This window comes from Microbacterium hydrocarbonoxydans (assembly GCF_023715885.1).
GTDB lineage: Bacteria > Actinomycetota > Actinomycetes > Actinomycetales > Microbacteriaceae > Microbacterium > Microbacterium hydrocarbonoxydans_C.
The window spans coordinates 289089-303262 of sequence record NZ_JAMBOY010000001.1 but is presented as its reverse complement, the minus strand read 5'-3'; the positions used below and the strand labels follow the sequence as shown (position 1 = coordinate 303262).

Annotated in this window: 13 protein-coding genes; 7 read left to right on the top strand and 6 right to left on the bottom strand. The window is 70.0% G+C overall.

The window, feature by feature from the left end:
- Positions 1 to 104 precede the first annotated feature (104 nt).
- From M3195_RS01340 to M3195_RS01330, 3 genes are read left to right on the top strand one after another with little or no spacing between them, the layout of a single operon-like run.
- Positions 105 to 1034, top strand: coding sequence for a WcbI family polysaccharide biosynthesis putative acetyltransferase (locus tag M3195_RS01340; RefSeq protein ID WP_251584469.1), 930 nt, complete (start codon positions 105 to 107; stop codon positions 1032 to 1034).
- Positions 1031 to 2002, top strand: coding sequence for a hypothetical protein (locus M3195_RS01335; protein ID WP_251584467.1), 972 nt, complete (start codon positions 1031 to 1033; stop codon positions 2000 to 2002). The genes M3195_RS01340 and M3195_RS01335 overlap by 4 nt, the downstream gene beginning before the upstream one ends.
- Positions 1999 to 3297, top strand: coding sequence for a glycosyltransferase family 2 protein (locus M3195_RS01330; protein WP_251584465.1), 1299 nt, complete (start codon positions 1999 to 2001; stop codon positions 3295 to 3297). The genes M3195_RS01335 and M3195_RS01330 overlap by 4 nt, the downstream gene beginning before the upstream one ends.
- 6 nt (positions 3298 to 3303) lie before the next feature.
- On the opposite strand, the gene M3195_RS01325 is transcribed toward M3195_RS01330, so the two are convergent.
- The 5 genes from M3195_RS01325 to M3195_RS01305 all read right to left on the bottom strand — a co-directional run bounded on the left by M3195_RS01325 (position 3304) and on the right by M3195_RS01305 (position 8808).
- The gene (locus M3195_RS01325) at positions 3304 to 3969 is read right to left on the bottom strand and encodes an RES family NAD+ phosphorylase (protein WP_251584464.1); all 666 of its coding nucleotides are present in this window, start codon (positions 3967 to 3969) and stop codon (positions 3304 to 3306) included.
- The gene (locus M3195_RS01320; protein WP_251584463.1) at positions 3957 to 4616 is read right to left on the bottom strand and encodes a hypothetical protein; all 660 of its coding nucleotides are present in this window, start codon (positions 4614 to 4616) and stop codon (positions 3957 to 3959) included. Before M3195_RS01320 ends, M3195_RS01325 begins: the two co-directional genes overlap by 13 nt.
- A 61-nt stretch (positions 4617 to 4677) precedes the next feature.
- Positions 4678 to 7185, bottom strand: a complete 2508-nt coding sequence (locus M3195_RS01315; protein WP_251584462.1) for a DEAD/DEAH box helicase — start codon at positions 7183 to 7185, stop codon at positions 4678 to 4680.
- A 128-nt stretch (positions 7186 to 7313) separates the two neighbouring features.
- Positions 7314 to 8027, bottom strand: coding sequence for a purine-nucleoside phosphorylase (gene deoD, locus M3195_RS01310; RefSeq protein ID WP_251584461.1), 714 nt, complete (start codon positions 8025 to 8027; stop codon positions 7314 to 7316).
- 112 nt (positions 8028 to 8139) lie between these two features.
- Positions 8140 to 8808 (bottom strand): DNA alkylation repair protein, encoded by a 669-nt coding sequence (locus tag M3195_RS01305; protein ID WP_251584460.1) that lies wholly within the window; start codon positions 8806 to 8808, stop codon positions 8140 to 8142.
- 131 nt (positions 8809 to 8939) lie between these two features.
- On the opposite strand from M3195_RS01305, the gene M3195_RS01300 reads away from it, so the two are divergent.
- Positions 8940 to 9125, top strand: coding sequence for a hypothetical protein (locus M3195_RS01300; protein WP_251584459.1), 186 nt, complete (start codon positions 8940 to 8942; stop codon positions 9123 to 9125).
- Between the two features lie 7 nt (positions 9126 to 9132).
- On the opposite strand, the gene M3195_RS01295 is transcribed toward M3195_RS01300, so the two are convergent.
- On the bottom strand, positions 9133 to 10167 hold the full coding sequence (locus tag M3195_RS01295) for an FUSC family protein (protein WP_251584458.1): 1035 nt from the start codon (positions 10165 to 10167) through the stop codon (positions 9133 to 9135).
- 140 nt (positions 10168 to 10307) lie between these two features.
- Between M3195_RS01295 and M3195_RS01290 the strand changes: the two genes are divergently transcribed.
- The 3 genes from M3195_RS01290 to M3195_RS01280 all read left to right on the top strand — a co-directional run bounded on the left by M3195_RS01290 (position 10308) and on the right by M3195_RS01280 (position 14155).
- Positions 10308 to 10763, top strand: a complete 456-nt coding sequence (locus M3195_RS01290; RefSeq protein WP_096713879.1) for an SRPBCC family protein — start codon at positions 10308 to 10310, stop codon at positions 10761 to 10763.
- A 189-nt stretch (positions 10764 to 10952) separates the two neighbouring features.
- The gene (locus M3195_RS01285; protein ID WP_251584457.1) at positions 10953 to 11195 is read left to right on the top strand and encodes a hypothetical protein; all 243 of its coding nucleotides are present in this window, start codon (positions 10953 to 10955) and stop codon (positions 11193 to 11195) included.
- A gap of 68 nt (positions 11196 to 11263) precedes the next feature.
- Positions 11264 to 14155 carry a helix-turn-helix transcriptional regulator gene (locus tag M3195_RS01280; protein WP_251584456.1) on the top strand — a complete coding sequence of 964 codons (2892 nt, stop codon included), beginning with the start codon at positions 11264 to 11266 and terminating at the stop codon, positions 14153 to 14155.
- The last annotated feature ends 19 nt before the right edge of the window (positions 14156 to 14174 follow it).

Genomic DNA, 14174 nt, shown 5'->3' with positions numbered 1-14174 from the left:
TCTTCCTTGCATGTCTGAGCGCTCTGAATTCACAAATCGCAGGGGCGGAAGCGCCGAAATGCAACGGGGTTAAGGAGGGAAAGGGGGAGGTATACGTTCGAAGCATGAACCACCCTTCCCCCGACGTCACGACCGTTGCGCCCGCAGTGTCGGCGGTGCTAGGACGCCGTCGGCACTACGGGGAGTTCTACGGTCTCGCCGCTCTCCCTGAGACTTTCGGCGTCGTTCTGGGCAACTGCCAGGCCGAATCGCTGCGGCTCGTGATGGACACCCCCGAGCGACGGTTCATCCGCGTTCCCCCGGTGCACGAGATGACCGAGGAGGACGCCCGGCGTCTGCACGAGCTCGTCCCCGTCGCGCACACCGTCGTCACGCAGCCCGTGCGCGACGACTACCACGACCTCCCCCTCGGCACGAGGCAGGTCGCCGCCGCGACACCGGCGCGGGTGCTCACGGTGCCACCCGTCCGTTTCGCCGGCCTGCATCCGTTCCAGGCGGCCATCCGCGTTCCCGGTGTCGAGGAGGAGCCCCCCGTCGTGGCGTATCACGACATCCGCACCCTCGCGGCGGCCGCCGGCATCCCGGTGTCCTCGTCGATCACGCCGGAGGCGGTGCGGGCGATCGGTCGGTCCTCGGTCGACACCCTCCGCGCTCGTGAAGCGACCGCCGACGTTCGGGTATCCGACCTCTTCGACACCGTCACCGCCGATCACGCGCGCACGGTGAACCACCCCGGGAACGCGGTCTGGCTCCCGCTCGCGGCCCGCGTGCTCGATGTGCTGGGCGACACGGACGGGCCCGTCGACCCAGGGCGGCCGTTGCTCGACGCGGTGCGGGCGCCGCTCGCTGCCGAGGTCGTCGAGGCGTGGGACCTGCCCGACGAGCCGCGCGCGGAGTGGATCGTCGAGGGGGAGGCGCTCGCCGACACGGAGGTGCGCGAGGCTCACACCGCCTGGTACGCCGCCCATCCCGAGTTCGTCGCGGCGGCGGTCGACCGCCTCGCTCCGCTGCTGGCGATCTGGCGCGCCGCATGAGCCGCGCGCCTCTGCTGCTCATCCACCCCGGCGAGCACGGCGTCGCCGTCTACGGTCGCGACCTGGCGTCAGTGATCGGCGGCCTCGCCGATGTGCGGACGGTCGATCCGGCGGGTCTCGCTCACGTGCCAGACGGAACCGCCGTGCACGCGCACTTCACCGACCGGCTCTGGGGCGATTCCCCGGAAGAGGCGTCGCGGACGTTCGCCGAGCTCGCCACGCGGCTGCGGCTGAGCGTCACCCTGCACGATGTGCCGCAGAAATCCGACGGCGAGCAGAACCGTCCGCGGCGTCGCGCCGCGTACGCCCTCGTCGCGGCTGCCGCTCAGGCGATCGTCGTGAACAGCGCGCACGAGCAGGCACTGCTCCGCGAGGAGGACGTGTGGTCGGGGCCGGCATCCGCCATCCCGCTGCCGGTCGAACTCGGAACGGATGCCGAGCGGCCGCGTCCCGACGGATCGGTCGGCGTCCTCGGCTACTTCTACCCGGGCAAGGGACACGACGAGGCGGCGGCTGCCGCGGCCGCGGCCGGCATGCGGAGGCTCACCGTGCTCGGGCGAGCCTCCGACGGTCACGCCGGCGAGCTCGAGACGTTCGTCCGACGCGCCGCCGATCTCGGTGTCGAGGTCGAGGTCACCGGGTGGCTGGACGACGAGGAGATCGCCCGTCGCGGACGCGCCGTGTCGGTGCCGGTGATCGCGCATCGGCACATCTCGGCATCCGGTTCCCTGGCCTCGTGGATCGGCTGGGGTCGACGTCCGGTCGCCGTTCGCAACCGCTACATCGACGAGATGGCCGCCCTGCGCCCGGGGACCCTGACCGCGGTCGACGAGACAGGGCTCGCCGGTGCCCTTCGGGATGCCGCGGCCGACCTGCGCACCACATGGCACGGACTCGCAGAGCTGCCGCATTCGCAGGCGGATGCCGCGGACGCGTACCTGCGCCTGTGGGGCGGACAGGGCTCGTGACGGCATCGTGGGTCGTCGGCAACGGGTGGGATGCCGTGGACGGCGTCGTGCCCGAACCGCTGCCGCGCGTCTCGGTGATCATCTCGCACTACGACCAGCGCGGCGAGCTCGCCCGCACTCTGCAGGCGCTCGCCGCCCAGGACTATCCGCGCGAGCTGCTCGAGATCGTGGTGGCGGATGACGGCTCGCCCGGCGATGTCGACGTGCCCGATGGCGTGACCCTCGTCCGGCAGGAGGATCGCGGATTCCGGCTCGCCGCCGTGCGCAATCTCGGCGTCCGGGCCAGCAGCGGGGATGTGCTGTGCTTCCTCGATGCCGACACGTCGCCGGAACCCGGATACGTGCGCGCGCTCACGCGGCTGCCGGCTCTGCTGCCCGAGGCGGTCGTGGTCGGGCGTCGTCGTCACGCAGACTTCACGGGTATCGCGCCGGATACCCCGGTCGTGAAAGCCGCCGCAGGCCGCGAGCTGGCAGAACCAGGGTGGCTGGCCGAGGAGTATGCGCGGAGCCGCGACCTGCTGGATGCCGACGACCGCTCGTACCGATTCGTGATCGGCGCGGTCATGGGCTGCTCGCGGCGCATGTTCGACGAGGTCGGGGGATTCGACGAGACGTTCACGACGTACGGCGGCGAGGACTGGGAGTGGGCGCACCGCATGTGGCAGGCGGGCGCGGTGCTCGCGCACGTGCCGGACGCCGTGGCCTGGCACGACGGTCCCGAGTGGGCCGACCGCGACGGGTCGGGGATGGACCGCGCCAACGCCCAGACCCTGCGGCTGCAGTCGTCGATCCCCGTGCCCGGCTCCGCGCCGCGCGCGCTGTGGCCGGGAGACGCCGATCTCGTCGTACGCCTGCCCGGCGAGCACTCGGCCGCCGCGCTGTTCATCACCGCGGATTCGCTGTTCGCGGCGTTCCCTCGCGCGAGGCTGGTGGTGGAACAGGTGCCCGCCGAGCTCGTCGAGGATCCTCGCGTGACCGTGTCGGCGGGAGACGTCGACGCCCGTGTCGTCTGGGAGATGCCTCGCCCCGTCGTCGTCCTGGACCCCGCGTGGGTCGTGGATCTCGTCACGCGTCTGGGCTCGGGGCGCGTCGGCTCGGTCGACCTCCTCGACGAGGACGGCTCGTCGCTCGGGTCTCTGCGCTCCCGTCGCGCGACGCGGCGCGCAGCGCGCTGGGGTGCCGAGGGCGGGTTCGAGACCGAGAAGATGCCGGTCGACGGCATCCTCGCGCTGCGACCCGATCCGCGGGTCGAGGCCTGGCTCGGCGGATGGGGCGGCGTCGAGTCCTTCTGCTGAGCGTCGTCACCCTGGCGGGGTGACGACGCTCAGCGTGGTCGCGTCGGTCGGCGGGGGAGGCATGACCCGGATCCCGGCCACCGCGCAGGCATCGCGACCCCCGATCGTCGCGCCCGTCGGATACGCCTTCGCTCCTGCGTCGTCGAACAGCGCCCAGCAGCACACCCCGTACGAATGCGACAGTCGCCCGCGGTAGTGGATCGCGTCGAATCCCGCCTCGTCGAACGCCGCGGCCCACGCTTGAGGGATGCCGTAATCGGACATGGTCGTGAGCTCGCCGGTCACGGGGTAGTCAGCGACATCCGGATGCTCGAGCTCAGCCGCGCGACCCGCTCGCGGAGTGACCTCCGTCACGACGGTGTCATCGACGAGGCCGGCGGGCGCGACTCCCCCGCCGGCGTAGTGGCGGCCGAGTCTCTCGCGGACGGCCACGGCGGTGCCGTCCGCGGCGTAGCAGGTCCCGCGAGGCGCGGACAGATCGAATCTTCCCGAACCCGCGCTCGTGAACCACCACGGATCGTTGCGGACGCCGTGCGCGCGGTACAGTGCCCCGGTCCCGGAGAGAGTGCTCTCGGGGAAGCCGCTCAGATCGATGTCGGGACCGGGCGCGCGCTGAGCGAGTCGAGCGCGATCGTCGAGCGGGTCGTCGGATGCCGCCGTCACAGCGACCACCGGGCAACGTCCTCCTGCGCCATACGGACGACATCGTCGACGCGCCCCGCCCGCAGCTCCGTCGCCGCTGTCGACCCGTCGCCGCCGTCGACCGGAGAATTCAGCCAGAGCGCCTGGTCCCACGGGTCCGTGATGTACTGCCCGAGCACAGCGAGCACCCGAGGGAGGCCGGGGAGAGGCTGTCCGGACGGATCGAACTGAAAGGTCGGGTACAGGAGCGTACGGCCGCTCTTCACCGCGAGGATCTCCCTGCGGTCGATCTGATGCTGAACGTTCATCCGGTGCTTCTTCTTCAACCATCGCACCAGAGCACCGGTCTCGTAGAACGGGCCGATCGTTTCGTCCCACTCATTGCGCACGCGTCTGGACGCGATGAAACGGTCCGCTGCCTCCTCTGCCGACTCCTCCGAGTCGCGGCGGAGCTGATCGTCCGGAACGGCCAGGAGCGCACCGCTGATCTGCGCGATCAGGTCGGCTTTGAAGGGAGATACGGCGAACCCGTCGACTTCCACCTCGATGTCGTTCCCGGACCCGCTCGTGCCGCCGAGGCGCGCGCGCCGGATGATCACTCTGGCAGCCGCTTCTGCGGGTGATGCCGTGCTCGGCACGACACGACGGGCATCCGCGGACCGAGGCTCGGTAGCCATAGATCCTCCGTAAAAGTTGTCACATGAGCCTACGGCGATTCGTCAAAGTTGTAAAGCGAAATCACAGGCGGTCGACGGCCGTCACGGTGACGACGGCCGCGCCCTCCTGGTCGGAGGCGGCGAGGTCGACGGTCGCCGAGATGCCCCAGTCGTGATCGCCCGCCGGGTCGTCGACGATCTGACGCACGGTCCACTCGGTCGCGCCCTCGGTGAGGAGGAGCAGCTGAGAGCTGCGCGCGTTCGGCCCGGTGAGGATCTCGTCGTGATCGGCGAAGTACCCGTCGAGGGCGTCCGACCACGCGTCGGCGCCGAAGCCGGGGTCGAGCTCGCCGAGTGCGGCGACGTCCTCGCGGGCCGCGAGCTGCACTCGACGGAACAGCTCGTTGCGCACGAGGATGCGGAAGGCGCGCACATTCGCGGTCAGGCGCTTCGGCGCGGGCGGTACGATGGGCTCGTCGTCGTGGTCCTGCGGCACACCGGCCACGAGCTCCTCCCACTCGTCGAGCAGGCTGGAGTCGACCTGGCGCACCAGCTCGCCCAGCCATTCGATCAGGTCGCGCAGATCCTCGTCTTTGAGCTCCTCGGGAATGGTCTGCGAGGCGGCGCGGTAGGCGTCGGAGAGGTAGCGCAGCACGACTCCCTCGGACCGGGCGATCTTGTACTCGGCGACGTACTCGCCGAACGACATGGCTCGCTCGTACATGTCGCGCACGACGGACTTCGGATGCAGTTCGAAGTCGCGGATCCACGGCTGCGCGGAGCTGTACGTCTCGAAAGCCGCCGTCAGGAGTTCGTCCAACGGCTTCGGATACGTGATCTCTTCCAGCAGCTCCATCCGCTCCTCGTACTCGATGCCCTCGCGCTTCATCGCGGCCACTGCGTCGCCGCGGGCGAGGAACTCCTGCTGGCTCAACACGGCCCGCGGGTCGTCGAGGGTCGCCTCGACGATCGAGATCATGTCGAGTGCGTACGAGCCGGTCCCCGTGCCCGCGGCGGGGTCGGGGTCGAGCAGTTCGAACGCCGCGAGGGCGAACGGGGAGAGCGGCTGGTTGAGGGCGAAGTTCGGCTGCAGGTCGACCGTGAGGCGGATGTCGCCGGCATCCGTCCGCTCCACGACCCCGGACTCGAGGAGGGTGCGATAGATGCCGATCGCGCGCCGAGCGAGCTCGCGCTGCCTCGTCCGCGGTTCGTGGTTGTCGTACACCAGCGCGCGCATGTTCTCGAAGACGTCGCCGCCGCGGGCGATCACGTTCAGCATCATGGCGCTCGTGATCTGCATGTGCGAGGTCAGCGTCTCGGGCTCCGCATCGATCAGCTTGCGGAACGACGGCTCGCCCCACGACACGAATCCGTCCGGTGCCTTCTTGCGGATGATCTTGCGCTTCTTCTTGGGGTCGTCGCCGGCCTTCTTGACGGCTGCGATGTTCTCGGTCTCGTGCTCGGGTGCCTGAGCGACGACGGTGCCGGCCGTGTCGTATCCGGCGCGACCGGCGCGCCCCGCGATCTGGTGGAACTCGCGCGCGTTGAGCTGCCGCATCCGAGTGCCGTCGAACTTCGTCAAGGCCGTGAGCAGCACGGTGCGGATCGGCACGTTGATGCCGACGCCGAGGGTGTCGGTGCCGCAGATCACGCGCAGCAGACCGCGCTGCGCGAGCTGTTCCACGAGGCGGCGGTACTTCGGCAGCATCCCGGCGTGGTGTACGCCGATGCCCGCCCTGAGGAATCTCGAGAGCGTCTTGCCGAACGCCGTCGTGAAGCGGAATCCCCCGATGAGCGCGGCGATCTCGTCGCGCTGCTCGCGGGTGGCGACCTTCGTGCTCGACAGCGCCTGCGCGCGCTCCATCGCCGAGGCCTGCGAGAAGTGGACGACGTAGATCGGGGCCTGCCCGGTGCCCAGCAGGTCGTCGATCGTCTCGTGGATCGGCGTCGTCTCATAGAAGAAGTGCAGCGGAACCGGTCGTTCGACGCCGGTGACGGATGCCGTCTCGCGGCCGGTGCGCCGGGTGAGGTCGGACGCGAGCTGCGTGACGTCGCCGAGGGTCGCCGACATGAGGATGAACTGCGCCTGCGGCAGCTCGAGCAGCGGCACCTGCCACGCCCAGCCGCGGTCGGGGTCGGCGTAGAAGTGGAACTCGTCCATCACGACCTGCTGCACCGCGGCATCCGGCCCCTGGCGAAGGGCGAGGTTCGCCAGGATCTCGGCCGTGCAGCAGATGATCGGCGCGTCGGGGTTCACCGACGAGTCGCCGGTGATCATGCCGACGTTCGCCGCGCCGAAGACGTCGACGAGCGCGAAGAACTTCTCGCTCACGAGTGCCTTGATCGGCGCCGTGTAATAGGAGCGCCGCCCGGTGACCAGGGCGGCGAAGTGCGCGCCGACCGCGACGAGCGACTTGCCGGTGCCGGTGGGCGTCGAGAGGATCAGGTTGTTGCCCGAGACGATCTCGATCAGCGCTTCGTCTTGCGCCGGGTAGAGGCTGATGCCGGTCGACTCGACCCAGTCGACGAACGCCGTGTAGACGGCGTCCGCGTCGGAGCCGTCGGTCAAGGTCGTCGGATCGAGGAGCATCCTCCGATCCTTTCATCCCCCTGCGGACGCGCGCGCCGACCGTTTCGAAGGAGATCTCACGCAACGAAGGAGAGGATGCCGGAACTGGTCCTTCATATCGAGAGATCTCCTGCGCAGAGGAGGGGAGGTCAGACCGACGTCGCGGCGCGCAGCGCGATGCGGATCATGTCGCCGAACGTCTGCTCGCGCTCCTGCGCGGTGGTCTCCTCGCCCGTGACGATGTGGTCCGAGACCGTGCAGATCGCGAGAGCGCGGCGCTCGTAGTATGCGGCGAGCGTGTACAGGCCGGCGGCCTCCATCTCGACGCCGAGCACCCCGTGCTTCACGAAGGGCTCCGTGAGCTCGGGGCGGGTGCTGTAGAACTGGTCGCTCGAGAAGAGCAGTCCCACATGCACGGCCGAGTCGATCTGCTCGGACTCGCTCGCCTCGACCGCCGCGCGCAGCAGGCCGAAGTCGGCGACGGGCGCGTAGACCAGGCCGTGGAAACGCACCCGGTTGATCCCGGAGTCCGTGCAGGCGCCGTTGGCGATGATGATGTCGCGCACCGCGAGCTTCTCGGTCAGCGCCCCGCACGACCCGACGCGCACGATCGTCTGCACGTCGTAATCCGAGAACAGCTCGTTCGCGTAGATCGCCATCGACGGCTGGCCCATGCCCGACCCCTGCACCGAGACGCGGTGCCCCTCCCAGGTGCCGGTGAATCCCAGCATCCCGCGGGTCTCGGAGTACAGCTCGGCGTCCTCGAGGAACGTCTCCGCGATCCACTTCGCCCGCAGCGGGTCGCCGGGAAAGAGGACGACGGGGGCGATCTGACCGGGCTCTGCGGCGATGTGCGTGCTCATCAGTCCAGCGTATTCGCGCCGACCCACCCCTTTCCGCGCCACCCACCCCTTCACGGCCACACAGAAGAGGGGTGGCTCGCGCGAAACGGGGTGGCTCGGCAGGGGAGGGTGCTCAGCCCTCGCGCCTCCGCACGATCTCGTCTATCCAGATCGGCGCGAAGGGAGACGTGCACCCCGGAGCGGTCGGATAGTCGGCGAGCACCCGGAGTCGCTCGCCGATGTCACGCGCCCTGGCGCGCAGCTCCGGATGGAAGATGCCGATGTTCGCGAGCGTCTCGTTCATAGACCACTGCAAGCGCGCGGGGGCGTCGCGCAGATCGCGTTCGATCACGTCGAGCAGGTGAGGCAGGTCGAGCCCTGCGGCATCCTTCTGCACGCGCACGGTCGTCAGCGCCCACGCCGCCGCGGCCACCGTCGGGTCGGCGTCGTCGAACCACCGCATCCGCATCTCCTCGGCAAGCGGCGTCTTCTTCGCGACGTAGTTGACGAACCAATCGTTGACCTTCGGGGGCTGCGTCTGGCGCAGCATCGCGTCGAGCTCGTCGGGCGTGAAAGACCGCGGCGTGCAGATCAGCAGCGCCAGCAAGCGCGCCGCCGTGTCCCCCGTCGACCAGAGCTTCAGGGCGAGCGGATGATCGGTCTTGATGCGTTTCGCGAGTGCGCGCATCCGACTGAGATTGATCCCGTGGTCGTCGCCGCGCTTCTCGTTCGCTGCGCGCATCTTGGGGTCTTCGAGTGCCGCGAGCTCAGCCAGCGCGGCGTCGACGGTCATCTCCGACATGCTTCCAGGGTAGGGCGTGAGGTCGCGCAGGAGGGCGCGAGGCCGCGCAGCAGGGCTTGTCAAGACCGCTGCCCTCTCGCGGCGGTACCGATAATGTCTCACGAACATCGACCCGACCGAGAGGACCGATCATGGGCACCGAGAACGACGGCATCGACACCGACCGCACCGACATCAGCTCCGAGCCGTCACCCGGGGCGGAGGAGAACGACAACCTCGGCACCGAGGACAACAAGAGCGACCCGCCCCGAGAGCTTCCCTCGGACGGCGACGACGACGGTCGGCACAGCAGCGACGTCGAGGCCGAGCGGGACTGAACCGCGCTCAGTCCTCGTCGACGAGCTCGCCGCGGATGCGGCGCAGGTCCTCCATCAGCGAGCCGATGAGGATCCAGTGCGCCGACGACGGCGGGCGGATGACGAGGGGTGACGTGAGCGCCGGGATCGTCGAGGTCAGAGCCTCGGGCTCCCGTGCGACGTCGGCGATCTGCACCGCGAGGCGGACGTCGTGCCCTGCCCGCCGCAGCTGATCGGCGATCGCGGCGACCGCCGGCTCTTCGCCGATCGAGTCGTCGTAGTGGTCGAAGTACGCCCGGGTCATGCCGATGGTCTGCGTGACGATCGGGGTGAGCCTGTCGAGCAGCGCCCGCATCTCGGCGAGGTCGGCCCGGTGCGTCGAACGGCGCGGGTTGAGGGTCAGCGATTCCTCGCCGGCGGCGATCGATGCCTCGGCCGCATCGCGCATCGGTCGCAGCAGTCGGACCTCGAGCATGAGCTCCTGCAGCTGAGCGGGTGACTGCGGCTCGGGCAGGGCGTCGGCGAGGCGGTCGAGGCTCGCGGCGAGTTCCCCGCCGAGCAGTCCGAGGTCTCGCTTGGCGGGGGCGACGAGCACCGGCGGAACGATGAGCGCGTTCACGACGATGCCGATGGCCACGCCGATGAGGGTCTCGAAGATCCGCGCGAGGGCGTAGTCGGGAGTCGACCCGAGAGCCAGCACGAGCATCGCCGAGATCGCGACCTGATTGCCGGTGCCCGGCGTCGCGCGGAAGACCCACGCCACGAGCATGGCGACGACGATCGCGAGCAGCACGATCCAGCTGGGGGAGCCCAGCAGCAGACCGAGGGCGACCGCGATCACGACGCCGACGATCACCCCGATGCTGCGTTCGAGGGCCTTCGACAGCGACTGGTTGATGCTCGGCTGCACGACGAGCAGGGCGGCGATCGCGGCGAAGACGGGCAGCTGCCCGGGCACGACCCATCCCGCGAGCAGCCAGGCCGCGATCGTCGCGGCGGCGGACTTGACCACCTGCAGCAGCGGGGAGCGCTTCGAGGCGCGGATCGCGGCGGGGATGCGCATGCTCCCACGCTACTCGCGGCAGCAGCGGCATCCGGCCCCTTGCGCTCTTCCCCCGCACCCTGTCAACCCCTTCGCATCCGAGGGCGTGAGGGCGTCGAATAGAGCAACGGAACTCAAGTCGAATCAGTGAGGAGCATCACATGGCGCAGATCATCGAGACCATCGACGTCCACGTCCCCGTCGACGTCGCCTACAACCAGTGGACCCAGTTCGAGAGCTTCCCGGAGTTCCTCGACGAGGTCGAGTCGATCGTGCAGATCGACGACACGCACAATCGCTGGAAGGTGAACGTCGGCGGCGCGACGCGCGAGTTCGACGCCGAGATCACCGAGCAGCACCCCGACGAGCGCGTCGCGTGGAAGAGCACGGGCGGCGACACCGAGCACGCGGGCGTCGTGACGTTCCACAAGCTCGAGGACCTGACGACGCGCGTCACCGTGCAGATCGACTGGGAGCCGGAAGGCCTGCTCGAGAAGGTCGGCTCCCTCGTCGGCGCCGGATCGCACGCCGTGAAGAAGGACCTCAAGAACTTCAAGGAGTTCATCGAGAAGCGCGGCGCCGAGACCGGCGCCTGGCGCGGCGACGTGGACGCCTGACACACCCCAGGTGACGAGGCCCGGACGGCAGCATCGGCTGCCTCCGGGCTTCGTCGCGTGCGGGCGCTCGCGGCCTCTGCGGCCTCCGCCGACGCCTAGGGATCGGTCGCCGCGAAGATAGGGCATCCTCCCGATGTCGAGGGGGCGCCTCAGAGCGGAGTGTAGGGACATCCCGACAGAGGAGATGTCATGTACGAGCACCCGTACCTCAGCTACCAGGTCACCGAGTTCGACCGGCGCGAGTTGGAACGCGCCGCCGAGCGTCGCCGCTTCCTCGCCGAGCACGCCGACCAGATCGTCCCCCGGCCTGCGGGTCCGCTGCGCCGGTTGATGGGGCGGGTGCTGCGCGGCTCCGCAGCATCGAACCAGGGCGCGAAGGATGCGGTCGCCGGCCGCCGCGCGACGCCCTGCGAGCCCGCGCCCGCGCGGTGACGCCGACCGAGCCTCTGCCGACGGCAGCGGCCCTGCCGGATGTCGGAGGGCAGTGGCACGATGAGTCCATGCCCCCGTCCGCTCCGAGCACCGCGATGGTCGGCCGTGAGGCCGAATCGCAGGTCGTGCGCGCGGTCTTCGAACGCTCGCTCGAGGGCGCCCCGGTGGCTCTGCTCGTGGAGGGCGAAGCGGGCATCGGCAAGTCGCGTCTGCTGCGCGAGTTCGCCTCCGACGTCGCGAACCGCGCCGATGTGCACGTCGGATGGTGCCTCGACCTCGGGGCGTCGCGCACGCCGTTCGGGCCGCTCGTCGGCATGCTGCGCTCGATCGTGTCGCAGCTGGGGTCCGAGAGCGTTCGCGAGCAGCTGGGCGTCGGCGCCGAGGCCCTCGGCATGCTGCTGCCCGAGCTGAATCCCACCGAGCGCAGCCAGACGAGCCCCGACCGGGTGCGCGATGCGATCGCCGCGCTCATCGAGATCGCGGCCGAGCGCACCCCGCAGGTGCTGATCGTCGAAGACCTGCACTGGGCCGACGATTCGACGCTCGCGATCCTCGCCTTCCTGCTGCGCACGCTGTCGCGCGGACGCATCATGCTGCTGCTGTCGTGCCGCAGCGACGACGTCCGTCGTGGGGATGCGGTGAGCTCCTTCATCGGCGAGTCGACGCGGGCGCGCCTGCTCGACCGCGTTCAGGTCGACCGTCTCGACACCGATGCGGCGCGCGAGCTCGCCGAGGCGATCACGGGTCAGCCGCTGAGCGATGCCGCGATCGAGCGCATCCAATCGCGGGCCGAGGGAGTGCCCTTCTTCATCGAAGAGATCGCGGGATGCTCGGCCGGCCCGCTCCCCGGCACTCTGCGCGACCTGCTGCTCGCCCGCTTCGACCGTCTCGGCCCCGAGGCGCGGCGCGTGGTGCAGGTGGCCTCGGGTGCCGATCGCGCGCTGAGTGATCCTGCCATCGCCGCGCTCGCCGGGCTCGCCGACGGCAGGCTCGACGACGCGATCCGCGAGGCGACGCAGAGCGGCATCCTGATCGTGGCCGACGACGAGTACCGCTTCCGTCACGCACTGCTGCGCGAGGCCGTTCATGACGACCTGTTGCCGGGAGAGCGCGCCCGGCTGCACCGTGCGTACGCGGAACTCATGGAGCAGCAGGGTGCCGGGGCGGCGAGCGGCGAAGCCGCTGCTCTCGCCTACCATTGGCAGCTCGCGCAGGATCCGCGACGGGCGCTGGCGGCGGCCATCACCGCGATGAGCGATGCCAAGGCTCGGTTCGCGTTCGCGAGTGCGGCGCGGTTCGGCGAGCTCGTGCTCGACCTGTGGGCACAGGTCCCCGACGCCGAGGCGGTCGTCGATGTGCCGCGCCTGGAGTTCCTCCGTTCGCTGGGTTCGGTGCTGCGCAACGCCGGCGACGGGGAGCGAGCGCTCACCGTGGTCGATCTCGCGCTGTCCGAGATCGACCCCGCGGCCGTCGACCCGCGCACACACGCGCGCCTTCTGCGCGACAAGGCGTATTACACGATGAACCTCGGGCGGAACGGGTCGGTGCCGCTGCTGCAGGACTCGCTCGCGGTGCTCGACGGCCGCGTCGACGACGATCGGCTGCACGCCTCGATCCTCAATCAGCTCGGCAGCCGGTACATGGTCGCAGGGCGTCTCGACGATGCGATCGAGATCGCGACCGACGCGGAGGGCCGTGGTCGGGCGGCGGGATCCGACGAGGAGATGTCGATCGCGGCGAACATCCGTGCGGCCTCCCTCGCTCATCTGGGCAGGGTGGCCGCGTCGCATGAGCAGTACGCCCTCGCGCTCGCACGCGCGAACACGACGAACGCCGAGCTGAGGTACCGCGTCAACTACTCCGACCTGCTGGGTCTGCTCGGGCGCTACCGCGACGCGGTTCGTGTGGCCGAGGAGGGGATGGAGCGGGCCCGCGAGTACGGCGTCGAGCGCACCACCGGGGCGATCATGACGCAGAACATGGCGGTGCCCTTGCTCGAGATGGGTGAGATCGAGCGCGTCGAGGGGATGCTGGCGCGCGAGCTCGCTCAGGCGACGCTGCGCATCTTCCACGCCTACTCCACCATGACGCGGGTGCGAGTGCTCTCGTGGCGCGGCCGCCACATCGAGGCTGGCGAGATCGTGCGCGAGTGGCATCCGGTGTTCGCCGAGGCCGGGGTCGACGAACGACAGATCTGGTATGACGAGATCATGATGCGGCTCTCGGTCGCCGAGAGCGGGGGAGACCTGCGGACCGCGCTCGACGAGGTCCGTGCCATGATCCGCGACGACGGCCCGAGGCTGCTGCACGAACGTCGCCTGATGCTCGAAGCGGGGTGGCTCATCGCCGAGCTCCGGGCGGTGGGCGAGGCGGTCGACGACGCGGTGTCCGAGGTGCGCGACGCCTGGCTCGGCCAGCCCGAGCAGCTCCTCGGCGACGCCTGGTGGGGCATCCTCTCGGCGTTCCTCGATCCGTCGATCCCCGCCCTGCAGGTCGCCGTCGATCTCGCCGACGGCGACGACGTGCCGGTGACGTTCCGTGTCATGACCCGTCTCGAACTCGCCCGAATGCTGGTCGACACCGGAGACCGGGTGGCCGCGGCATCCGTCCTCGACGAGGCGCGACGGTCGGCCGAAAGCCTCGGACACGTGCCCCTCGGGCGCGCGGTCGCCGAGTTCGGGCGTGCCGCCGGGCTCCGCATGGCCGGCGGCCCACACGCCGCCACCATCGAGTCCGACGACCCCGACCCGCTCACCGCGCGCGAGCTTCAGGTGCTCGGCCTGATCGCCGAGGGGCTCAGCAACCGGCAGATCGGGGAGCGGCTGTTCATCAGCGTGAAGACCGTGAGCGTGCACGTGTCGGCTGTTCTCCGCAAGCTCGGGGTGGCGAGTCGCACGGAGGCGGCTGTACTGCACCGTGAGAACACCCCGACCGTCGGTCATCCCGCCGTGATACGTTGACCAGGTGTGCGCGCCGGAT